Source organism: Bradyrhizobium sp. CCGUVB14, from assembly GCF_024199935.1.
Lineage (GTDB): Bacteria > Pseudomonadota > Alphaproteobacteria > Rhizobiales > Xanthobacteraceae > Bradyrhizobium.
This window is the reverse complement of record NZ_JANADS010000001.1, coordinates 7,341,863-7,365,727: the sequence shown is the minus strand read 5'-3', so window position 1 is coordinate 7,365,727 and position 23,865 is coordinate 7,341,863. Positions and strand designations below refer to the sequence as shown.

15 protein-coding genes and 2 pseudogenes are annotated in these 23,865 nt (G+C 60.2%); 12 read left to right on the top strand and 5 right to left on the bottom strand.

Annotated features, from left to right (window positions below):
- Positions 1 to 27: 27 nt before the first annotated feature.
- A complete protein-coding gene (locus NLM32_RS34450; RefSeq protein WP_254133158.1) occupies positions 28 to 1,215 on the bottom strand; it encodes a DUF2235 domain-containing protein in 1,188 nt (395 codons plus the stop codon).
- A gap of 349 nt (positions 1,216 to 1,564) precedes the next feature.
- Between NLM32_RS34450 and NLM32_RS34445 the strand changes: the two are divergent.
- Positions 1,565 to 1,812: pseudogene (locus tag NLM32_RS34445) on the top strand (IS630 family transposase); the annotation flags it as partial.
- A 295-nt stretch (positions 1,813 to 2,107) separates the two neighbouring features.
- Here the strand turns inward: NLM32_RS34445 and NLM32_RS34440 are convergent.
- The gene (locus NLM32_RS34440; protein WP_254133157.1) at positions 2,108 to 4,075 is read right to left on the bottom strand and encodes a hypothetical protein; all 1,968 of its coding nucleotides are present in this window, start codon (positions 4,073 to 4,075) and stop codon (positions 2,108 to 2,110) included.
- A 216-nt stretch (positions 4,076 to 4,291) separates the two neighbouring features.
- Between NLM32_RS34440 and NLM32_RS34435 the strand changes: the two genes are divergently transcribed.
- Positions 4,292 to 4,894: a hypothetical protein gene (locus tag NLM32_RS34435; protein WP_254133156.1), complete on the top strand. Its 603-nt coding sequence runs from the start codon at positions 4,292 to 4,294 to the stop codon at positions 4,892 to 4,894.
- A gap of 28 nt (positions 4,895 to 4,922) precedes the next feature.
- On the opposite strand, the gene NLM32_RS34430 is transcribed toward NLM32_RS34435, so the two are convergent.
- Entirely contained in the window at positions 4,923 to 5,531 is a 609-nt protein-coding gene (locus tag NLM32_RS34430; protein WP_254133155.1) for a hypothetical protein, read from the bottom strand.
- 815 nt (positions 5,532 to 6,346) lie between these two features.
- Here NLM32_RS34430 and NLM32_RS34425 point away from each other — a divergent pair.
- Positions 6,347 to 6,661 (top strand): hypothetical protein, encoded by a 315-nt coding sequence (locus NLM32_RS34425; RefSeq protein WP_254133154.1) that lies wholly within the window; start codon positions 6,347 to 6,349, stop codon positions 6,659 to 6,661.
- Positions 6,662 to 7,309: 648 nt separating this feature from the next.
- Entirely contained in the window at positions 7,310 to 7,852 is a 543-nt protein-coding gene (locus NLM32_RS34420) for a hypothetical protein (protein WP_254133153.1), read from the top strand.
- Between the two features lie 467 nt (positions 7,853 to 8,319).
- Here the strand turns inward: NLM32_RS34420 and NLM32_RS34415 are convergent, their stop codons facing one another.
- Together NLM32_RS34415 and NLM32_RS34410 are read right to left on the bottom strand one after the other, a co-directional pair.
- Positions 8,320 to 8,511 (bottom strand): hypothetical protein, encoded by a 192-nt coding sequence (locus NLM32_RS34415; protein ID WP_254133152.1) that lies wholly within the window; start codon positions 8,509 to 8,511, stop codon positions 8,320 to 8,322.
- Between the two features lie 506 nt (positions 8,512 to 9,017).
- On the bottom strand, positions 9,018 to 9,194 hold the full coding sequence (locus tag NLM32_RS34410) for a hypothetical protein (RefSeq protein ID WP_254133151.1): 177 nt from the start codon (positions 9,192 to 9,194) through the stop codon (positions 9,018 to 9,020).
- Between the two features lie 225 nt (positions 9,195 to 9,419).
- On the opposite strand from NLM32_RS34410, the gene NLM32_RS34405 reads away from it, so the two are divergent.
- The 8 genes and pseudogenes from NLM32_RS34405 to NLM32_RS34375 all read left to right on the top strand — a co-directional run bounded on the left by NLM32_RS34405 (position 9,420) and on the right by NLM32_RS34375 (position 23,790).
- Positions 9,420 to 10,070 (top strand): response regulator, encoded by a 651-nt coding sequence (locus NLM32_RS34405; RefSeq protein ID WP_254133150.1) that lies wholly within the window; start codon positions 9,420 to 9,422, stop codon positions 10,068 to 10,070.
- A gap of 7 nt (positions 10,071 to 10,077) precedes the next feature.
- On the top strand, positions 10,078 to 11,847 hold the full coding sequence (locus NLM32_RS34400) for a hybrid sensor histidine kinase/response regulator (protein ID WP_254133149.1): 1,770 nt from the start codon (positions 10,078 to 10,080) through the stop codon (positions 11,845 to 11,847).
- A gap of 358 nt (positions 11,848 to 12,205) precedes the next feature.
- Positions 12,206 to 15,481, top strand: a complete 3,276-nt coding sequence (locus tag NLM32_RS46435; protein ID WP_375143601.1) for a beta strand repeat-containing protein — start codon at positions 12,206 to 12,208, stop codon at positions 15,479 to 15,481.
- Positions 15,363 to 16,133, top strand: a pseudogene (locus NLM32_RS34395) (autotransporter outer membrane beta-barrel domain-containing protein); the annotation flags it as partial. The gene NLM32_RS46435 and the pseudogene NLM32_RS34395, both read left to right, overlap by 119 nt.
- Before the next feature lie 327 nt (positions 16,134 to 16,460).
- A complete protein-coding gene (locus NLM32_RS34390; RefSeq protein WP_254135491.1) occupies positions 16,461 to 17,192 on the top strand; it encodes a sulfite exporter TauE/SafE family protein in 732 nt (243 codons plus the stop codon).
- A 200-nt stretch (positions 17,193 to 17,392) separates the two neighbouring features.
- On the top strand, positions 17,393 to 18,661 hold the full coding sequence (locus tag NLM32_RS34385) for an NHLP bacteriocin system secretion protein (RefSeq protein ID WP_254133147.1): 1,269 nt from the start codon (positions 17,393 to 17,395) through the stop codon (positions 18,659 to 18,661).
- 12 nt (positions 18,662 to 18,673) lie between these two features.
- Positions 18,674 to 20,890, top strand: a complete 2,217-nt coding sequence (locus NLM32_RS34380; RefSeq protein ID WP_254133146.1) for an NHLP family bacteriocin export ABC transporter peptidase/permease/ATPase subunit — start codon at positions 18,674 to 18,676, stop codon at positions 20,888 to 20,890.
- A gap of 65 nt (positions 20,891 to 20,955) precedes the next feature.
- On the top strand, positions 20,956 to 23,790 hold the full coding sequence (locus NLM32_RS34375; RefSeq protein WP_254133145.1) for an NHLP bacteriocin export ABC transporter permease/ATPase subunit: 2,835 nt from the start codon (positions 20,956 to 20,958) through the stop codon (positions 23,788 to 23,790).
- Positions 23,791 to 23,865 lie beyond the last annotated feature (75 nt).

Genomic DNA, 23,865 nt, shown 5'->3' with positions numbered 1-23,865 from the left:
TGGCGGTAGGCAGTTTCTAACAGCGTTTCAGTCTGCGGCGGCTATCGTTGGATCGTCAGCAAACACCGAACCCTTGAGGGTCGATATCTCCACGTGGTGTCGTCTAGCCCAGGCAGCGAGATTTGTTGGTCGATAATTCGGGATGGTGGTCCACCGATCGAATACTGACTTGTCGATAGATTCGTTCACGTTGCAGTGAGTCCCGTCGTCCTTTTCAACCGGGCGGGCGCCGATCGGCCTGTAGTAGGGAGGGCTCACCCATCGGTAGATTCCGTACATGAATTCGCGATAAGAGTCGGCGATCTCGGCCTTTAAATGGTCGCCATCAACCTCGACGTCGTTTCGAAACGCGAGACCGTGCGTTGATGCCTTCCTCATGAGCCATCTCAGCGGCAGTTGGGCTAGAAGGTCGGTCTCATAACCGCCTCCGATGTTCGCATGTGCGCCAACGAACCATCTTTGCTCAACGTTAGCTATCGATCTTGGGGGAGCCATCTTGGCTTGTGGGTCGTTTGGTTTTCGGACGGTCCAAAGCGTAGGCGCAAAAGTTCTCCTATGCTCATCTACAGCCAGTGCGTGATAGCCGTTCTCTATAGGCAATCTCAAACCAGTATGGAGAAACCCGAGTGTTGACCGGCTAACGCCGGGAATACTGAAGGCGGGTATCCCCAATTCGCCGACAGAATCCCACACGCCGACAAACTTGATGCGTACAGCCATCGAGTATTTGAGCATACACCGCTCTTCAGGTGTGTGATCCTGAACCGCTCCAGCGGCGTGCTCATCCAAGAGAGTCCAGATGGTTTTGTCATCTGGTCGGCGATACCTCTTGTACAGCTGCTTAACACCAAGAGAACCACCGGCCTTCAGCAGGCCGCATTTGGCAATGTAGCCTGCCAAGCTTCTTGCGGTGTATGCACCGCGGCTAAAGCCGAAGATGAAAATGTCGTCTCCGGGATTGTAATGATCAACCAGCCACTCGTATGCATCAGTAAGCGTTCGGCTCACGCCCTTACCGAAGAGGCCGCCCCAGAATCCGTTAACACCAATCTCATAGTAGGTCGGCTGTAGCGCATCATCGTTGTCCTTCGGCGCAACTAACGACTTGAGCCTCCACACGTTCGTGTTGTCATCTATTGCATTCCACGTGCCGTCGAGAAAGATCGCAATCTTCTTCTTTGGCGGTGCTTGAGCAATTGCTGGACCTTCGGACATCGCACGAACTCGCTCTCGATCAACGGAGGCTCTGTGGCTGACTGGCCATATCGAAATACAAGCGTAAGTGAGTTATAATAGGAACTACAACTTTATTCCAGTCGTGGGGTAATGCTTGACTTCTTTCGAATTGCGTTTCGGAATTGTGTAAGAGGATGTTTCGTCAAGCTCGAAGTGCGCAGGCAGTTGATCTGCTGTATGCCACCCAATTTGAAGTAGAGCGTTCGCGCAACATCCCAGGCGAGAAATGGAGCCAGACTGCCAACTGAAAAGGTTTCATACGAAACCTTATCAGTCTGTAAGTGGACCGATCACAGACCTACTGCGCTTCGTTCGCCACAATGGTCACAGCGTTGACCCGGGCCAGATGGGCGGTCACTAGGCGAAGGCGGTTTTGGGAGACCAGTCTGGCTGTCGCAACGGATCAAGGACGGCGATTTCACCATACGCGGATTCGTTGCTGAGCTTGCCGGACGCGGTCTGAAGATCGACTACCACTAAGTGTGGGGCTTCGTGCATACCGAGAAACTCAGCTTTAAACAAAACATGGCGGCTCGCGAACGCGATCGTCCCGAGGTCGCGCGGCGGCGAGCCCAGTGAGCAAAAACTACGAGTTTTGGAGGTGAGGCGGCGACCGTATGGCCGACTGCCCTGAATGCCCGGGCTTGATCCCGAGGTCTTTCGTTAAAGCCCACGAAGGCGTTACCGAGGGAAATCAATGCATCCGGCCTCGGTCTGGAGCAAAAGCTGATTTCAATCTTGCCCCAGCCGGCGCTCTGGGTTCTTAAGCCTTTCTGTCGCGCTGACGCGGCATGAGAGTACCGACAAGAGTGGCCAGAACTGCGACAACAAGGCCTGAACCCACGCGTGCGCAAGGAACTGCTCCCTGAGACTAGCACCACGGTAGGCAAATTCGTTTCCCGCCTATTGTGCCAACCTGCACCGGCGGCGGCGCCTGCGGGAGGAGCTGGGACGGGTTGTTGAACACAGAGTTGTTGCCTCCCCAGAACTGGGCGGGATTGCGAACAAACGAATTGTCTCCGCCCCAGATCTGGCCGGGATTTCTCACGAATGAGTTATCGCCACCCCAGATTTGTCCGGGATTTCTGAATAACGAGTTTGGTCCGCCTACGATTTGGCCGAGCGTGCGGGCGGTCCACCCTCTGCCGCCAAACAAATCGTTATTCTCGCCAAAGCAACCGTTGCCGCCGAATCCGTCGGTCATGCACTTTGTAAGCTCGCGGATAGTGAGCCGCGATGCCATGCATCCAGCTGCCGCGTATGGTTGCCCGCCGGTCGAGACGACACACTGCACGGCAATTTGCTGCTCGGGGTTCAAGTGCGCATTGAACATATTGGTCCCTGCGCAGGTCGCCATCGACGTCATGTCGCCCCGAGATTGCGCTGCACATTCGACGGCTATTCGCTGCTCGCGGCTCAGCTGCCCGCCAAGCAACTGACCTACTGAGCAACCTGCGAAATTGGAAGCATCGCCCCGCGCGTTCGCCGCACAATTCAGGACAGCCTGCTCATTTGGACCGAGGTTCCTGTTGAGGAAAGTGGCTCCAGCGCACGTGAGAAAGCTGTTGCGATCACCACTTGATTTCATCGCGCAGTTGGCGACAACCCGTTGGTCCTCCGAGAGCCGCACTCCCAGATGTGGAGCTGAACAGGCGGCAAATTCAACAACACTGTCGTTTGCGCTTACAGCGCAGTTCAGTACCGCCTGTTCCTTCGGGCTTAGGTTACGATGGAGGAAATCTCCGCCTGCACAGGTGAGGAAACCGTTCCGATCACCCTTGGAGGAAAGGGCACACCTTGCCAGCGTTTTCTGGTCTCCGGAGAGTTTGTCGGCAAGGCTCGAAGCCGAGCAGCTTGCGAATCGTGACGTGTCTCCTCCCGCGGTCGCGGCACAGTTCAACACAGCCTGTTCGTCAGGGCCGAGATTGCGATTTGCGAATTGCCCGCCAGCGCAGCCGAGAAATGCGTTACGGTCGCCGTTCGTCTTCATCGCGCATTGCGCCAGTATCCGTTGGTCGTCGGAAAGCTGAATGCCCAAAAGCGGAGCTGCGCACGTACCAAAGGATTGGCTGTCCGCGCTGGTCACCGCGCAATCCAGTATTTTCTGTTGCCTTGGCGGTAAGATGATCTGTTGCCCGACGCAGCCCGCAAACTGGTTCATATCAAGGCCGACGCGCCTTGCACATTCAATCGCGGCCCTTTGAGGATCGCCGCCCGGAGCAACGTCGAATGATCCAGATGGCGGAACTTGTCCTCCTAGCCTGTCCAGGCTCATTTGGCCGACCAGATTACACGGCGTTGGGCCGAGCGGTCCGTGACACTCGGGCTGGAGCGTGTTGCCGTTGTTGACCAGTTGTGGCCGGGCCGGGTCAAAATCTTGTACCGGCGGCAGTCCCTGATTCTGCTGCATCAGGTAGTTGCGGATTGCATCGCAAGGCCCCGGCCCCAGCGGTCCCATGCATAGAGGTGTGCCGCCTGGCAATGTGCCAATTTGCTGAAGCTGAAACTGCTGGGCCGCAAGCCGCTGCATAGCGATGAATCGTCTTACCTGCAGGCACGGCCCCGGTCCCAGGGGCCCCATGCAAATCGGCCCGACGGCCTGGTCAAAACCTATTTGCTGTAACTGAATCTGTGCCGCTATTTGCTCGATCTGCAGAAACCGCTGCACGTCTTCACAACGGCCTGGGCCCAGAGGCCCCTGACACATCGGCCCCAGCGCGGGATCCACGCCAATGGGTTGCGCCGGAGGCAGCGGTGGTGGTGGATTCTGCGCGATGCTCGACGCTGCCTGAATCAGAAACAAAGCAAATAGCGAAATCCGCACAATGAACGACCGCATGCCCGCACTCCAACAGTTCGAATGCGTCAAATATCGGCAATTTTAGTCCCACAACCCTACGGCAATCAACACCCAAGTCGCGACCCCCAGTTGGGCATCCCGGCGCGTGCGGCGTGTGCGTATTGAGATATTCATGCAACAAGAGGTTGACTCACCCCGGCAATGGAATAATCTTTCTCACATTGCATGCATAATTTCTTATCGGAGGGCACGAGCATGACTTACGTTCGTGTATTGTCATCATTGTTTCTTCTGATGACAAGCGTGGGCGCTGCCGCGCAGACCGATTTCGTCGCGACAAGCGTAAAAGTCGATCCGGTCATGCAACCGAAGCAGCCAGGCGACGTGTTCAAAGAATGCGCCAACAACCAGGCTTGCAGCGGGGTTCTCAAGGGCGCAGCTTCGTATCTTGGAGTGTCGCCGACCTTGGTTTCCGCAGTGCTTGCGATCATTCCGCAGGCCACAAGAGAGGGCGAAGAAGGCCATTTTACGATCCAGTTGCCGCAAGGCTATGTCTACTGCCGGGCATCGATCCGTACGGTGTCGGTGGTTCCGGCGACGGGAGACAGAGCGTCGCTTATGTCGGCAACGACTAACGAACGCGGTGTCGGCATCTATACCTGGACCCCCAAACAAGGCGTTGGGCAAGGCAGAAGCTGGGTGGAGGCCGACTACATAGTCTATGGCGTGAAAAGCGACCTCGCCGAAAAATACCGCACCGAGGGCAAATGCAAGCCGCCTGGGAAAAACATCATCAATTGTCGCGGGGCCACGGGTGTGAACCACGGGCTACCTGCGTGCGGCTCGGTGGATGACTGACAGCGTGCCCCGTATAGTTGTGGGCACCTTATTTGCGTCGATACATCGATCCCAGAAGGCGGCCTATCTGAAATAGCGTCCACGCGCATTGCGCTGCCACTAATAGGCTAATTCCAATGGGCTCGATCGCGGGGAAGAAACTTACGCCATCGCGGTCGCCGATGCGAAAGCGCTCGCCAAACGCGCCCTCAGCCCGGATGGCCGACGTCATCGAATGAAAGGTAAGATCGTTGAAGATGCCTTGGCGATCGACGACCGTCTTGAACCACAGCTCATCGACAAAGTGGACCGCGATACATGCTGGTACGATAATGAAAAGAAGATAGGCAAAGAGCTTGATGGCTTGCGCCAGCCAATCGCGTGGGTCCGGCGGATCGACGAACGCGCCGGGAAGCTTGTTGTACCAAGGCTGTGTAGCGTGGAGGCGCCAGTGCCGATCGACGATCATGAGCAGGAAGTACGAGACGAACGCGATTGCGACCGTGCCGATCAGGATCGCGGAGGGCGTTCGCGCGTGTGGCACAATCTGTTTGATAATCGATGCGCCGGTCCGCTCAAGCCAGAACAGATTGAAGGAAAAGGAAAACAAAGCCGCGCCCACTACGCCATATATCTTGACTAGGGTCGGACTATCCACGGGTTGTTCCTCGTCAGGAGCGCAATCCTTGCATCGACGGGTGGGTTTGGCAATCCGCAGCCTGCCTTTTGCTGTCAGGGTCACGTTACGGAAGCGACATAATTGTCAATGACGGTCGAGGACAGTTTGAATTTTTGTTGCAAGCGCTGCTCGACCCGATGTCCCATTTGGAATAGCAGCCGTCATGGTGGTCTGATCGATCGCGGTCCGCAGCGACCGAACGACATACTTCACCCCGCCGAAAGTCGGATTCGTGCGTAGTACGTGCCGGTTCGACAGAAAACCGTGAGCTTGCCATCCGGAATGTTTGACCGGGTGATAGGCGACGCATTGAAATTCAGTCAGACGATGACCGATAAGCAAACATACGAAACGAAGTCGGTTTTCGGGCTGTTAAGAAAACGCACGATGCTAATCAGTTTGCGCTCCGCGAGCAGTCGCGTAGTGAGCAATGATGGAATGTTCGGTCAGTAGAGTCCTTTCGATTTACGAGACCAGCAATCGACCGAGCAGACCTTAAACTTGGTTAGTGAGATGGAGTGTTACCTGAGTCATCAGATGAGAAGTTGCTATCGTAAGGAGATGCTCCGTTGCCGTACCGAGTCGCTGCATCTCATTGTCTTCTACTTGGCTCATGAAAAAGAATGGCGACGCCTTCAAAGTCGAAGTTGTTGATCCGATCCTTACCGTAGAGGAAACGAAGTAGTCGCCGAAAGGCCCTTATGGAGCGCTGGCCGCTATGGAGGGGCGCAGGTGTGGCCTTGTAACCTCCGGTAGTAACGCTAAGATAACGTCTGGGAGTGAGGGAGAGGGTCATGGCGGAAGGAGCATGGGTTGTATTAGGAACGGCGATCGGAACAGCGGGTTCGATTCTGACAACTTGGCTTGGCGCCTATCTCAAGAAAAAAGAAGAAGACGATCCTTATGACGCAATCGCAATGAAGCTTCTTGAAGACCAGCTCAAGTTAAAGAAATGGACCGATATCAAAACGTTAGAAAATATCACCGGTCTGAATACCGAATTTACTAGGCAGTATCTTATTTTGCTAAAGGCGCGCGGGTCCAGGAAAGATGGGAAAAAATGGGGACTTGTCTCGAAGAACCCATTATCCGAGGAAGACACAGAGTAGTCCCCATCGACTTACTGTTTCGTGCGCCCCGCGACAACCCAAGCTAGTATGTAGCGCTGAATGGGCGTGCGTCAAAGCAACATTATGAAATCCATTGGTGCGAGCCCCGGCATTCCGATGTGTTTTTTTCTGCGGGGCCGAGGGGCCGTATTGTTCGCTTATCAAGGCTGTTAGGAACGATCTTCGATCGCTATCTGATCCGCCATCTGGCCCTTGGGAGGTCGGAGACAGTCCGCCATGGTCGGCACCGGCTGTTGCCGTCATACGCGACGTGCGGGTTCACCGGCTAACGGCGAAAACCGTGAAGTTAAGGTTGCTGTCTTAAAATAAATCTGGTTGTTCGCGACGCGTCTCACACGCATCCTCTCAAGAGCCACGTGCCGATTGACAACCTTCGGCATCAAGCGGATGCGGATTTCGGACTAACGTTTTCGTTGAAACGGAGTCAGTTCGCCGACTGATAAGCAAATACGCATTTCCTTATCAGTCGTGCCATGTCGGCCGTTGCCGCGAGGCGGAAGAGGCAAGATGTCGTATGCGGAAACGCACCCTTACAATTCCGAGCCCATGCCCTCAGGCGTTCGGTTGCTAATTGTTGGAACCGCGCCGCCACCCAGGTTCTCGAATCCCAAATGTGAAGGGGTTCGGGTGCACAAACTCGATTTCAAATTTTTCTACGGCTCTGGCCATAACAATATGTGGCTATGGCTGAACGAAATTGCTGCAGGCCAGGGGAGGGCGCTGCCGAACGACGACGCGAGCGCACATGAGTATGGCGAAGCGGCACGAGCCTTTCTTCGACAAAATGGTTTGTGGATAAAGGATGTCTTACAAACCTACCGGAGAAAGGCCGGTCGAGATTGCAGTTCGAGCGACGACGACATCGTCAGGCTGTTACCCGGTGAGTGCACAAATTTTGTTGAAGTCTTGGTGCAGCACCCCTCAATCGAGGCTTTAGCATTCACGAGCCATCGAGCATCTGAATGGTCGCTTATGGCGATGGGGCAGCCAGTTCGCTCGAGCGCTTACCGCAGAGTCGGACGCAATGATCGTGCTATGGACCGGACCCTGCCGTTTGACCGAATCGAGGTTGGAGGTCGAGAGATCAAGCTCTTTTTGCTGCCGTCTCCCAGCGGTCGGGCGATCTCACACTCTGAGGCGATTACTATTTATAGGACCATACTTTTTTGAGCCAGCTAAAGGCTGAGGCCCGTTTGGCCCAATTGGCTGCAGCTGAAGCCAGTTGGAACTGATAAGGTAATTGCACTTTGCTTATCAGTCCTGGTGTCGACTCTTGGCGCCGATCGCTCGGAGATCCGGTTGTATAGCGATGCAAGGTGTTGGCTGTTAAGTCTCGACGTTGGGTTGGACCATAAGCACCAACAGCAATCTAAACCTTCAAACGGCTGCAGTCCTAGAGTCCTTCACCGCCTCGGGCCTCCAACGGGCTGATCAGCACGACCTTCACCTAGTGCGGTCGCGTGGACTGGCGTCACCTCTGTCGGAACGTCCATCCACGGCTGTTTGACGTTTTACAGGGTCCGGTTTGCGCCAAGTGCAGCAGCAAGCAAAGACAAATGACCGATGCCCCGCCCGCAGGAGCATCAGCCATTGTAAAGGCCCGGCAAGATCCAAACCGATCCCGCCGTCGGTCAAAGTCAGATGGTCGGACTGACCTGCTGAGAACTCATAGTTGAGTATGGCCAACCGCCCCCCGACACTTTGTCCAGGGAGCTATCGCCAAGCGCATCCTTGTCAGGCGCCGTTGAGATCTGGGTTGCGTTGTTCTGAGCGGCGTCCTTGAGAGCTTCGGCTTCAGGTTTCGAATTCGTATCCTGCTTGTTGGTCATCACAATCTCCAAATTCATCAATGCCAAGTGTTGTGGCTACTCGCTAACCCGTTGGGCCGTTGACCGAGTAGGAGGCTCGCGCTGCTGAACTGAACGGCCAAGAGCCGCCTGACACATCGTCCAGGGTGCTATCGCTCAGCCCATCTGCCGTCGTCGAGATCTGGGATGCGTTGTTTTGAACGGCGTCCTTACTGCTTCCCAGAGACTCCGCCGTCGCCGTTGAATTCGCATCCTGCCCATTGGTCATCTTCAATCTCCACTTTGATCTATGTTGATCAGTCATACCCGACGTCGAAACCCTGCGCGCGCGGCTAGTCTTCTGGGATATGTCGAGAGCTATCGAAAAAGGCTTCGGGGCTTCACCTCTTGCGGGGGCCCGCGATCCGAAGGGACCGCGGTCTCTGAGGTATGTGCTCAAAAACTAATCATGTCCGCTCCGCGGGAATGGAGCAAAGCGGACATGCCAATCTCCAGCCTTGATCAAAGCCTGGCGACCATGCCGGATGTTACCACGCCCCGTGGGTGGGAGGCACGCGACCGCCGGACACATCGTCCAGCGAGCTGTCGTTGAGTGCATCCTTTTCAGACATCAAGATTTGGGGTGCCTTATTCTGGGCGGCATCCTTGAGGCTCTCGATCGATTTGGCCGGCGCTTTCGAATTTGTGTCCTGCCTATTGGTCATATTCAATCTCCACTTTCATCAAAGCTGATCGGTTAAAACCGACGGGCAATCTTAAGGTGAGCAACCGCAGCAAGATTACCGGCGCGACCACGTGCAAAAAATACGGCAGGGGGCGTATTTCGCATTAAAGTGATCTGGCAAATAGATTTGTGGATCCAGATCCTGGCTTGGCGTTGATTGACATCTTAAGACCGTTGTGGGCGGGTGCGATACATGTGTGGACTGGTGAGGACGATCATTGCTGACGATCACGCCATCATGCGGGAGGGCCTGAAGCAGCTTCTATCGACCGTGGACGAGCTTACTGTCACTGGAGAAGCGGCGGACGCGGAGGCGGTCCACCGGCTGCTGAATGAAAGCTCCGCCGATCTTCTCATCCTCGACCTCGGCATGCCGGGTGTAAGTGGATTTCAGTTCATAGCCAACCTAAGAGCCACGTGGCCGAAGCTGCGGGTACTTGTCCTCACCGCAAATATCGAGCCGCGTTCCGTTCGGGCAGCTTTTTCCGCGGGCGCGATTGGCTATTTGACCAAGAGCGGCGATCCATCCGAACTCATTGCTGCAATCGATGCCATCAGAAAAGGCAACACCTATGTCGCAGAGGAGGTTCGCTTTACGGTGGACCAGCATGACGGCCCGAACGAAATCCCGGAGCCCAGCGCAACGATCATGTCTCCGATCGCGCTGACAAGGCGCGAGCGGCAAATCCTGGGGATGATCCCTCACGGCGCCACCAACCGCGACATCGCCAGCCGTCTCGGCATCAGCCCGCTGACCGCCCGCAAACACCGGGAGAATCTCATGCGGAAGCTTGATCTGCACAGCGGCGCCGAATTGACCGCCTACGCGGTTCGTCTCGGCCTTCCGGCGGGCTAGCGCTTCGATGCAGGAAGACAGGATACGCGCGGCGCTCGTCGAGCTCTTGTATCGCAATTCCTATGGCGTGGTGGCCTCCAACATCCTCATCTCCCTGGCGGCGGCGTACGTCCTGAGGAGCACCGTACCGGCGAGCTGGTTGGTTGGATGGCTCGGTGCGCTGTATCTGCTCACCGCCATCCGCGTCCTGGCGGCGCGCCGATTCTTCAGCCGGAATCGTGAACCAGCGTCTGTGTTGCGATGGGCGTGGCTCGCGGCTGCGTTTTCCTGCGTGTCGGGCCTGCTGTGGGGAATGCTCGGCTGGGTTGGGTTCGTTCCTGAACAGCCCGTTCCTTTTTTATTCACCGCTGTTGCCCTGACCGGTCTGGTCTGCGGCACGGTTCCGTCGCTCTCGGCCTTTCCACCGGCTCTCGTCGGCTCGATCATCGCAACGGTGCTGCCGGTCATGGCGCGTTCCTTTATCAATGGAGGTGACACCTCCGGCGCATATCTCTCCCTGCTTACGGGGCTTGTGGCCATCAATTTCTACTACTGTCGCACGACGCACCGCATGCTGCGTGAGACCATCAGGTTGCGTCTGGAAAATGTCGAGCTGGTTAGCCACCTCGAGGAAGAGCGCGACCGCGCACAAGCCGCCGATCGTGCGAAAACGCGTTTCCTTGCGGCCGCCAGCCATGACCTGCGCCAGCCAATCCATGCCTTGAGTCTGCTGATCGCCACGCTCGCGGCGCTGGGGCATCGCGGCGCAGTCCAATCTGGCGACGCACGCGATCTGGCCGGCAAGGCAAAATCCATTGTCGGCAACCTCAGCGCCCTTCTCAATGGATTGCTCGACATCTCCCGGCTTGATGCCGGCGTCGTCACTGTCGAGAGGGAGACGGTGAATCTGTCCCAACTGTTCTACCAGCTCAGCAACGAGTTCGCTCCCGCGGCGAAGGATCGCGGCCTTGATTGGCGTGTTGTCGAAAGCCGTCTGAAGGTGGACAGCGATCCCATGATGCTGAAACGGGTGCTGGGCAATCTGCTGTCGAACGCCTTTCGATACACGAGATCCGGCGGCGTTCTGCTCGGCTGCCGCAGGCGGGGCGCTGCGGTGGAAATCCAGATATGGGATACCGGACCCGGCATCCCCGCAGACCAGCAAGCCATAGTGTTCGAGGAGTTCGTGCAATTGCAGAACCCGGCGAGGGATCGCACGCAAGGCCTTGGCCTCGGCCTGGCCATCGTTCGCCGCACCGCCGCACTGCTGCAACATCCGCTGAAGCTGGTCTCCGTCACCGGGCGCGGTTCGATGTTTTCCGTTACGGTTCCGCAAGCCAGTGCGGTGGCAACTCCCTTGCCTGATAACAAGGTATCACCCGCAGGCATCGCCGTCAGCATTATGGTCGTGGAAGACGAGGAGGATGTTCGCGATATCATGGTGCAGTTGCTTACGCTGCAGGGGCATCGCGTCTATGCCGGCCGATCTGCCGCCGAGGTGCAGCAGAGGCATGCCGAGGCGACGATGACCGGCAATGCTCCGGTCGACCTGATCATCGCCGACTACCGCCTCGAAGATGGCGCGACGGGCCTGGATGCCATCGCGGCGCTTTGCGCCCATCTCGGCCGCTCGGTTCCTGCCGTGATCGTGACCGGAGACACCTCGCCGTCGCGCATCAAGGAAGCCACCGCCAGCGGTTATCGCATTCTGCACAAGCCGATCACCGGCGAGGAATTGCACGAAGCGATCGTCGCAGCCTGCGTTGACGGCAGGGAATCAATCGAGAGTGATTGCTGAAAGGATGGGCAGCTGCCGCCGGATTGGCGATTGCCCGACCACGGTTGAGACTGTGCATCAGCCTCCTTTCCCACGATGAAATACGGCATCTGCCGTATCGCTCGCGAGTGACCCCAGCGGTATCTTCCACTTCAATGGGACGCGCTTGAACAGCTGCCGATCTTGAATTCGGCAGTTGGTTCAGGCGCATGCCATCAGCGGAGGCTATCGGGACGAGCAGCTTCGCTTCGGGAAGTCTCGCGCGGCGGCGGTGAAGCTGATGGGTTCTGATAGAGCGATGAATGAGCCGATGCGTCCGCCCGATTTGCGACACCATGGCTCGGCGCAAAGAAGGCGCGCCTTTTCAGTCAAGGCAGCGTTGGCGAGCACGGCCCTCGTGCGGGCCGGGGTGATCCTCAGCGGCACCTTCGTTGCGGCCCACCTCGCAATCACGCCCGCGTTTGCCGACGGCGGCAAAGGCGGTGCTTCATTTTTCGGTGGTTCCGGCGGCGCCGGCGGCACCGCGGCAGCTCCAACCGGCGGTCATGGGAGCGATGAAGACCTTACAACCGCATTTGGCGGCGGCGGAGGTGGCGGCGGCGGCGTCAGCCTCAGCACGGGCGCTGGTGGCGCGGGCGGCACTGGCGGCACCATCCAGCCTGGCAGCACCGATACGGCCGGCGGCAATGGCGGCAACGGCGGCAGTTTCGGCCTGGTGATACCAGCCGCGCCGAACGGGGCTCCCGTGTCGGGAACGGTCGGCGGCACGGGCGGGGACAGTGCCTTTGCCAGCGGCGGCGGTGGCGGTGGTGGAGGCGGTGGTGGCGAAGGCGGTGGCGGCGTCCTGTTCACCGGTCCAGCCGCAAGCTCAAACGCCTCGACCATTGCCGGGGGCAATGGTGGTGCCGGCGGCAATGGCGGCGGCGGAGCTTCCGCGGGTGTGGGCGGCAGCGGCGGCGCCGGCGGCGTTGGTGTTGCTCTAACCGGTGGCGCGAACTTCACCAATAGTGCGGGGGCAACGGTTCAGGGCGGCACCGGCGGTGCCGGCGGCACCGGCGGCGACGCCCAAACCTCGTCTGGCGGCAGAGGCGGCAGTGGCGGTAATGGCGGCGCGGGCGTGTTGCTGGTCAATGGCGGCACCCTCACCAACGCCGGCACGATCACCGGCGGCGCGGCGGGCGCGGCCGGACTTGCCGGAACGGGGGTCGTCACCGGTCCCAACGGCGTCAGCGGCATCGGCGGCACTGGTGTGGTGGGTTCGAACATCACTGTCGTCAACAGCGGGACGATCGCCGGCGGCTCCGGTGGCGGCCTGGCCATCGCCTTCACCGGCGGCACCAATACGCTGGAGCTTCAGGCTGGATCGACCACCACCGGCAATGTAGTGGCCTTCAGCAGCGCCGATACGTTGCGGCTCGGCGGCACCACGAATGGGAGTTTTGACGCGTCCAGCGTCGGCGCCTCGGCCCAGTATCGCGGCTTCGGCATTTTCGAGAAAGCAGGCTCCAGCACCTGGACGCTGACCGGCACGAACGCCTTTAGCGGCTCGACGGTCGTCAATGGCGGGACCCTGCTCGCCGGCAATGCCGGCGCGTTCAGCGCCACCAGCGCGATGACGATCAATGGCGGCAACGTCGACCTCGGTGGTACTGCGCAGACCATCAACAACGTGGCGCTGGCGGGCGGCGTGCTGAGCAACGGCGCATTGACCAGCGCGGTGACCTCGACCGGCGGCACGCTGAGCCGCGTCGGCGGCAGCATGAGCCTGACGGCGAACGGGGGTGTCACCAATATCATCACCCTCAACACGTATACCGGCGCGACCATTGTGAACAACGGCGCGATCTTGCTTGGCGCCAGCCCCGATGCGTTCAGCGCCGCCAGCGCGATGACGATCAACACCGGCGGCCTCGTGAGTCTTGGCGGCTTTGGCCAGGCCATCGACAATTTGGCGCTGTCGGGTGGCACGTTGACCAATGGTGCCTTGACCGGCGCGGTGACCTCGACCGGCGGCACGTTGAGCAATCTCGGCGGCGCCATGAGCCTGATCGCGAACGGTGGCACCACCACGCTGGGCGGCGCTGGTACCGGCTATACCGGCACGACCACGGTCAACAGCGGCGCGACGCTGCTCGGCGGCGTCGCCAATGGCTTCAGTGCCGGCAGCGCAACGACCGTCAACACCGGCGGCACGGTCGATCTCGGCGGTTTTGCGCAGACCATCAACAATGTGACGCTGGCGGGTGGCTCGTTGGGCAATGGCGCGCTGACCGGCGCGGTGACCTCGACCGGCGGCACGATCAGCAGCACGAGCGGCAGCATGAGCCTGACGGCGAATGGCGGTACCACCTTTTTCGTCGGCAACACCTACACTGGTGCCACCACGGTCAACAATGGCGCCACCCTGGTCAGTATCTTCGGCTTTGGGTTCAGCGCTGCGAGCGCGATGACGATCAACACCGGGGGCACCGTCGATCTCGGCGGGACTACGGAGATCGTCAACGCGGTGGCGCTGGCGGGCGGGACGCTGAAGAGTGGCGCGTTGTTCGGCGCGGTGACCTCGACCGGAGGCACGCTGGACAGCCTCAACGGCACCATGACCCTCACGGTGAACGGCGGCGCCACCACGGTGATCGGCACCAATGGCTATAGCGGTCCCACCGTGGTGAATGGCGGCCTGCTGTCGGTCAACGGTTCTGTTTCCAGCGACGTGACCGTGAATACCGGCGGAACGCTCGGGGGCAACGGCACCGTCGGCAACACCAATATCAATGGCGGTGCGTTGGCGCCCGGCAATTCGATCGGTCTGTTGACCGTCAATGGCAGCCTCTCGTTCACGGCGGCATCGAGCTACATGGTGCAAGTTTCGCCGACCAATGCCGACCGCACCAACGTCATCGGCGTGGCGACGCTCGGCGGCGCGACGGTGAACGCGAGCTTTGCGCCCGGAACTTATGTCGCGAAGCAATACACCATCGTCCATGCGGGCGTCGCGTTGCACGATACATTTTCGTCGCTGGTCAACACCGATCTGCCGTCGGGCTTCACGGCAAGTCTCAGCTATGGCACTTACGACGCATATCTCAATCTCGTGCTCGGCTTCGTTCCTCCGCCGGGCGCCGGCCTGAACGCCAACCAGCAGAATGTCGGCAACGCCCTCGTCAATTTCTTCAACAGCACTGGCGGCATTCCGATCGTGTTCGGCGGCCTGACGCCCGCCGGGCTCACGCAGCTTTCCGGCGAAGCCGGCACCGCGCCGCAGCAGACCACCTTCAATGCGATGAACCAGTTCATGGGCGTGATGACCGATCCGTTCGTCGCGGGCCGCGGCGACGGCGTCTCTTCTGGGGGCACGGCTGCCGGTTATGCCGACGAGGAAGCCTTGGCCTACGCGCAAAAACGCAAGCCGGCTGACGCATTGGCTGCAATCTATGCCAAGGCACCACCACGCGCCGACGTTCGAACAGCGCTGGAGCGTGTGGGCCGCGGCATTTGGCGGATCACAGAGCACCGACGGCAATGCGGCGCTCGGGTCGAACAACACCACCAGCAGCATCTATGGCACCGCGGTCGGCGCCGATTATCGCATCTCGCCGGACACGCTGGCCGGCGTTGCGCTCGCCGGCGGCGGCACCAATTTCACCGTCACCAATAATCTCGGCGGAGGACGCTCCGACCTGTTCCAGGCAGGCGCGTTCATTCGGCACAACATGGGGGCGGCCTATCTGACCGGTGCGCTGGCCTATGGCTGGCAGGATATCACCACCGACCGTACGGTCACCGTCGCGGGCGTTGACCGGCTGCGCGCCGAGTTCAACGCCAATGCCTGGTCGGGCCGGCTCGAAGGCGGCTATCGTTTTGTGACGCAGGGTTTAGGCTTCACGGCTTATGCCGCCGGCCAGTTCACGACGTTTGACCTGCCCAGCTATGCCGAGCAGGCGATCGTCGGCAGCAACATCTTTGCGCTCACTTACAATTCGAAGAGCGTCATCGATACCCGCAGCGAGTTCGGCCTGCGTACCGACAAGTCCTTTGCGATGCAGGACGGCATCCTGACCCTGCGCAGCCGCGCCGCCTGGGCGCATGACTTCAATCCCGACCGCAGCATCGGCGCGACCTTCCAGACGCTGCCTGGCGCTAGCTTCGTCGTCAACGGCGCCGCGCAGGCGTCCAGCTCCACGCTTGTCACCGGGGCGGTCGAGATGAAATGGCTCAACGGCTGGTCCATCGCGGCGACTTTCGAGGGCGAATTTTCTAGTGTGACGCGCTCTTACGCCGGCAAAGGTGTCGCGCGATACCAGTGGTGAGCGTCTGTGAATTACTCGTGAGGACGGTCGAATTTCGAACGTGCGCAAGAAGGTCATTTGGATATGGCAATTACCGGTAGATCCCACGCTCGGCGACCATCGTCACCTCTCAAGGCGTGGACAATCGCTGTCCTGGTCGGCTTCGGCATCTTGCACCTCGTCGGAGGATACATGCTGGATCACGCGCCGAGCATCCGTCCCATCGAAATGGCAACAATTGCGATCGACGGCGACTAGATCGATTGGCTGGTGTCACTTGCGTGAGTTCGGACGCCCCATGCTGTGCGGCTATTGACCGCGATCACCATTCTCGCTGGAAGCGATGCCATGTCAGACATAGCGGTTTATTTGGTGCTGAGTGGGGCGGCTTTTGCGGGCGCGTTCGTTTCCGGCCTTGCTGGGTTTGCGTTCTCGGCGGTCGCCGGTGCTATCCTGCTACACGCCTTTCCGCCCATGGAAGCTGTGCCATTGATGATGGCTTGCAGCATCACCGTTCAAGCGGCCAATCTGTTTGCGCTACGCAAGAGCATGCAATGGAAGACCAGCCTCATTTTCATCGCTGGTGGACTATTGGGCACTCCGATCGCGATCTATCTCCTCCAGAATGTGGATACCGGCATCTTCAGACTGGGCTTTGGATCTCTCGTATCGCTTTACGCGGCGTATGCCCTGTTGCGGCCAACGGCTGCCTATTTGCGTCAGATGGACAGTCGGAGCAGCAACGCGCTGGTGGGTTTTGGTGGCGGACTGGTTGGCGGCTTGACCGCGATGCCCGGCGCACTTCCTGCGATCTGGTGCGACATCCATGGTCTCCCGAAAACGCAGCAGCGCGGCCTGGTTCAGCCCTACATCGGGGTCATGCAGCTTTTCGCCCTCGCTCTCATGCTTTCGCACCACAGCCTCTCGTTAAAGGTCTTGATCGACTTTGGTATTGCTCTGCCCGCCTTGGCTGCCGGAACGGCTGTGGGGATCGTCCTGTTCGGTCGGATCAACGAAGCAGCCTTCAAACGGATCATCCTGGGCTTGTTGCTGTTTTCGGGACTCTGCCTTGTGATCTAGAAGGGATCTTTGCGGCAAGGTGTAAGTGGCTTTTGCATAAACGCCGGCCAGATCCGGGGTGTATGCTTTAATCCAATCGTGTCGTGGAAAGCGAGTGGTCAAACTTTGCGCGTGATACAAGGCAACATCTGCTTAAAATTGCGAAAGCATTTCAGCCATATCGATCCGGTCGAGGATGGCTCGTATTCGCGGGGGGCTGCATGAAACCGGGCACCGAACGAATCTTTCGTGAAGCTGCCATCGAGCGGCTTTCGAATCCCGAGCAGCTCGACCACGTCGTCGGCGTTACGCGGCCGTTTGACTGGATGGCCGCTACGACGCTGGCGTTGGGTCTTGCCGTGCTATTGGCCTGGAGCGTGCTGGGCCGCATTCCGACCCGCGTATCCGGCGACGGCATTTTGTTGAGCAGTGGTGGTCGCCTGGTCGACGCCGTGTCTGCGGTCAGCGGAAAGCTGGCCTCGCTCGACGTTAGCATCGGCGACGGGGTCCGCCGCGATCAGGTGATTGCCCGGGTCGTGCAGACCGAGACCGAGCAGCGGCTTCAGCAGGCGAGGGATGTCCTGCGCGAGCGCGAGCGCGAGCATATCGAGCTCACCGGCGCGATCTCGCGTGAGATCGATGCCAAGCTCGCAAACTACGCGGCTCAGGAAACCGGCCTTGCCAATGTGATCGCGGCCGCTGAGCGGCGCACCGCCTATCTTACAGACGAGGTGGCCAAGCTCGAGCCTGCCGCGGCAAACGGAACCGTAACGCGCAGATATCTCGAGGACCGTCGGGTCGAGCTCAACAATGCGCGGGAGCGCATCACCGATGCGAAGAACGATGTTCTCAAGCTCAGCGCGCAGCGGTTGGATCTGCAGAGCCAGCGTGAGCGCGATCGGTTGCAGTCGGAGTTCAAGGTCAACGATGCGAAGCGGACGGTCGAGCAGCTTGTCGCCGACCTGGAGCGAGGATCGCGGATCCTCAGCCCTGCCGACGGCCGTATCGTCGAGGTCAAGGTGTCCAGCGGCGCCGTGCTTGCGATGGGCACGCCGGTTGTCGAAATCGAAATTGCGGGGCAGCTCCTGGAGGCGACCGTCTATATGCCGCCGGACCGCGGCAAGAGCATCAGACCGGGCATGGAGGTTCGTGTCGAGCCGACCAACGTCAAGCGGGAAGAGTATGGCTCGATCGTCGGTAATGTGGTGGCGGTGTCGGACTTCCCTGTGACGCCCCAGGGCATGCTCGCCGATCTGCATAACGATGCATTGGTGAAGCGCTTCTCGCAGGACGGCGCTCCTTATGCGGCGAAGGTGACCCTGGAGCGTGATCCTTCTACCGCCAGCGGGTATCGCTGGACCTCCGGCAAGGGACCGCCGATCCTGCTCTCGAGCGGTACGTTGACCCGCGCCGAGATAACAACGCGCGAGCAGCCGCCGATCGATCTGGTGATCCCGCTGATGAAGCGGCTCAGCGGCATTGGCGGCTAGGAACACCAGTGCATGACCGAGTTATCGCATCAAGCCGACAACCGGCCGGAGTTACTCGATCGCCTCGGCAACAAGATCGGGAGCATGCGGCGGCGCTGGGTCACGCCGACGGTGTTCCAGATGGAAGCGCTGGAATGCGGTGCCGCCTCGCTCGCGATGATCCTGGCCCATCACGGTCTCTGGGTGCCGCTGGAAAAGCTGCGCGAAGCCTGCGGCGTTTCGCGGGACGGCAGCAAGGCCAGCAACGTGCTGAAGGCTGCGCGACAGTTCGGACTGACGGCAAAGGGGTTCAGGAAGGAGCCGGCAACGCTGCATGAGTTGCCGATGCCCTCGATCATCCACTGGAATTTCAATCATTTCGTGGTGCTGGAAAGGCTGAATCCGGATTACGCCTATGTCAACGATCCCTCGGTCGGGCGTCGCAAGGTCGGCCACGACGAGTTTGACGCCTCCTTCACCGGCGTGGTCCTGGCGATGGAGCCGGGACCCGAATTCAAGCCCGGCGGGCACGTGCCCGATTTTTTTCCGCTGCTGCTGCGGCGGCTGTCGAATTCACTGTGGGCGGTGCTGCTGCTGGTTGCGCTCAGCACTGCGCTTGTCGTGCCCACTATCCTGGTTCCGGCCTTCACGAAGATCTTCGTCGATGACGTCCTGATCAAGCATGTCGAGGGCTGGTTCACGCCCCTGCTGATCGGCATGGCGATCACCGCCGTGGTGCGGGCGCTGATGACGGCGTTTCAGCAGTCGCTGCTCCTGCGCCTCCAGACCAAGCTCACGGTGACGATGGTCAGCCAATTGATCTGGCATGTCCTGACCCTTCCGATGGAGTTCTTCACCCAGCGACACTCGGGCGATCTCGCTAACCGCATAGCCGCCAGCGAACAGATCGCCCAGCTACTCTCGAACGGGGTGGCCGCCAACGCGCTGAACCTGATCTCGGTGAGCTTCATCGCCATCACGATGGCCTTCTACGACGGCCTTCTGGCCGTGATCAGCATCGCAATGGCTCTCCTCAATGTACTCGTCCTCAGGCTGGTTGCGCGCCAGCGCGAGGACCTTAACCGCAAGCTGACGATCGAACGCGCCAAGCTGAACGGAAGCACCATCGAGATCGTTCGCACGATCGAAACGATCAAGGCCGGCGGCTTGGAAGACGATGCTTTCGCGCGCTGGGCGGGGTTTCAGGCAAAGGTCCTCAACGCCGAGCGCGATCTCGGCGTCTATTCCAGCTTCCTCGACACCTGTCCTATCTTTCTGACCGGATTGACCACCGCGGTGGTGTTGGGGGTGGGTGGCCTCCGGATCGTCGACGGCGCTTTGACCATCGGTGGTCTCGTCGCCTTGCAGGCGCTGCTCGCCAGCCTGGTCGAGCCGGTCAACGCGCTTGTGCAGCAGACCACTGCCTTCCTTGCCATCAAGGCCAACCTGTTCCGGATCGAAGACGTCTTCAACTATCCCGCCCGTCCTCTGGTGCCGATGGAGCGCGCCCCCGCGCGCATGCCTGCAAAACTGTCGGGCCGGGTCGAGTTGAAGGACATTTCGTTCGGCTATTCAGCGCTCGAGCCGCCGCTGATCGAGGATTTCTCACTGGTCGTCGAACCCGGCAGCCGCGTGGCCCTGGTCGGGGCATCGGGCAGCGGCAAATCCACTGTTGGGCGGCTGGTCAGCGGGCTCTACCGGCCGTGGTCGGGCGACATCCGCATTGACGGCTGGTCCATGACCGAGATCCCTCAGGAGATATTCACCAACTCGGTCGCCTATGTCGATCAGGAGATCCTGCTGTTCGAAGCGACGGCCCGTGATAACCTCACGCTCTGGGACGACACCGTGCCCGAAGCCGGCGTGTCGCGGGCGCTCAAGGACGCGCTCATCCATGAGGAGGTCGCCGTCCGCGCCGGCAATTACGATTGCCATGTGGCCGAGGACGGCAGGAATTTCAGCGGTGGTCAGCGACAACGGCTCGAGATCGCGCGGGCGCTGGTGGGCAATCCTTCCGTGGTCGTCCTCGACGAGGCCACTTCAGCGCTGGATCCGATCGTCGAAAAGGCGATCGACGACAATCTCCGAAGCAGGGGATGCACCTGCATCATTGTGGCCCACCGGCTCAGCACGATTCGCGACTGTGACGAAATCCTGGTGATGAGCAACGGGCGGGTTGTGCAGCGGGGGACGCATCAGGAGCTGCTCGCCGAGGGCGGCGAATACGTCCAACTGGTGTCTGGCGAATGAGCAGCGCCTACCAGCCTCCGTCGCTCGAAACTCCGCCCGGGCACGCAGGTGCGGCGTCCGCCCCGATGGCGCTCGAGAGCCATCGGCCATTGCCGGTCGATGACGTTGATCTCGTGCTGCACGTCGTGCGCGGCTATGTGGACCTGTTTGCGGTCAGGGAGACCGCCGCAGGCGAAGCGAGCCGACGACATCACCTGTTTCGGGTCGAACAAGGCGCAATCGTTTTCGGCCTCCCTGGCATCCGCGATACGAGCGGGAATTCGATCGCCGTGATTGCGGTCGGCGGTATCGAGACCGAGGTCGTGGTCGACGATCGCGGCTGTTTTGAGGATCGGGACGCGATCGACGCATGGGCTACGCAGGTGTCGGGAATCATCGCGGCCTCTGCTGAGGCTGCGGTCGTGCAGCAGGCCGCGATCGGATCGCGATACATGCTGGCATCCGGCGACGTGCTCCGGCTGTCCGGCCGGCGAGCCGGCTGGATCGGGATCGAGCACGGGACCATCGGGGTGATGGGGATGCCGGAAACCCATGGCTCCGCGGAGCGTCCTGTGCCGATGCCACCGGGAACATGGATCGTCGCCCGGGAGGACACGACGGTGGATGTCCGGGCGAGCACGGATTTCGCGCTCGCCGAGATCTGGGTCGCGCTCGATCGATTCCATGCACACGTCATGGAAAGTTTGTGTCTCAGGATCGACGAGGAAGCTCTCGCGGAGGCTGACCGCCTGCGGCTGCGCTCGAATCTCAATCGGCTACGGACCAGCAATATTGTAGGTCGTCTTGCCGGTATCATCGCTGCCGAGCCTGGATCGTCGCGGCCGGGCGCGGCTGGCGCCAATTATCTGATGGCTGCCTGTCGGGAGGTCGGAGCGGCCATGGGCATTTCGCTTGAAGCTCCAGCCAGCGTGCTGTCCGGCAGCGACGATCTCGCGAACGCAATGACCATCGCACGGGTGTCGCGGGTGCGGAGCCGGCGCCTGCTGCTGCGCGCGGACTGGTGGACCAACAGCGTCGGTCCGTTCGTCGCATTTCTTGACGAAGACCGACGGGCGGTCGCGGTTCTGCCAAGTGCAGGCGGTCGCCATATCGTCGTTGATCCTGGCGCTGGCACGCGCCGCGAGCTGACGCGGGCGACCGCCACCGAACTGGCGCCCGAGGCGGTGATGTTCTATCGCCCGCTGCCGTCGCGCACGCTCAGGATTCGCGATCTCCTGAGGTTCGGCGCCGCGATGGTTCGGGCTGATTTCCTGCGGGTCATGCTGGCGGCCCTGTGCCTCGGACTTCTCGCGCTGGCGACGCCGCTGGTCATCAAGCTTTTGATCGATTCCGTGCTGCCGCGCGCGGAAACCGACCAGCTCCTGATCTGCGCCATCGCGCTCGTGGTCGTTACGCTGGTCGCCGGCGGTTTTCAGATGATGCAGGGAATCGCCATGCTCCGGCTCGAGAGCCGGTTGGACTGGGTGTTGCAGGCTGCCATTGTCGACCGTCTTCTGCGGATGCCGGCTGCGTTCTTTCGCAGTTTTTCGGCTGGGGATCTGGCGGACCGCACGCTTGGTGTCGAAGCCATCCGCACCATCATCGCGGGCCGCGCCATTCGCGGATTCCTTGCCCTGGTGTCGTGCCTGTTCAGCTTTGCCGTGATGCTCTACCTCGATATCAGGCTCGGCATGCTGGCTGCTGCGCTCGCAATGCTGCGCGTCGCATTGGTTGTAGCAATCAGTCTGGCCCGATTGTCGAATGAGCGGGAGAGCCTGCATCAGCAGGGACGCCTGGAGGGGTTGGTTCTACAGCTCCTCGGCGGTGTCGGAAAACTGCGGATCGCCAATGCGACCATGCACGCGCTGGCCATCTGGGTCGAGCGGTTCGCCGAGCAGAAGCGCAATTTCATGGCATCGCAGCGTGCGGGAAATCTCCAGAAGAGCCTTGAAGCGGCGTTTCCCGCGTTGGCGACGCTCCTCATCTTTGCCCTGGCTGAGAACGTATCCAGCGTCAGGCTGCATGACCTTGGCACCTTCCTCGCATTCTACGCGGCGTTCGGGCTGTCGCTCGCCGCGGTCGGCGAGTGGGCGCTGGCGATCGGAGAGCTGCTGGTCGCAATCCCGAGGTTCGAGCGGCTCAGGCCGATCATCGCGACGGCGACCGAAATCAGCGACGACCGCAAATCGGTTGGCGAGATCAGCGGCTCGATCGAGTTTGCCAACGTGTCGTTCCGCTACGGCGAAAGTGGGCCACCGATTCTCGATGATGTCAGCCTCAGCGTGCGCAAGGGAGAATACCTTGCCATTGTCGGCCCGTCGGGAAGCGGAAAGTCGACGCTTTTCCGTTTGCTTCTCGGATTCGAGAAACCGGAGTCCGGCGTGATTTTCATCGACGGCAAATCGCTCGAGACCATCGACCTTGGACTGTTGCGCCGACAAGTCGGTGTCGTATTGCAGAATTCCAGGCTCGCCTCCGGCAGCATTTATGAAAACATCTGCGGCGCAGCCCAACTGTCGCTTGATCACGCCTGGGAGATTGCCCGGCTGGCGGGACTCGATCGCGACATCGAGTCCATGCCCATGGGCATGCAAACTCTGGTCGCTGAAGGCGTGAGCACGCTCTCGGGCGGTCAGCGCCAGCGATTGCTGATCGCGCGGGCGCTGGCGCATCGGCCGCGGCTCTTGCTGATGGATGAGGCCACCAGCGCGCTCGACAACCGATCCCAGGCCATCGTGAGCGACTCGATCTCACGGCTCAACCTGACCCGTATCGTCATCGCGCACCGGCTCAGCACCGTTCAATCGGCGGATCGGATTATCGCCCTGGCCGGCGGCAAGATCGTGCAGAGCGGCAGCTTCGCCGAGCTGATGGCGCAGTCGGGTCTGTTTGCGGATTTCGCGGAACGTCAACTGGTCTAGAGCATGATCCGGAAAGGTGTGCCGCGGTTTTCCGAATAGATCATGTTCAAACATGGAGCTAAAGCGCGATGACGC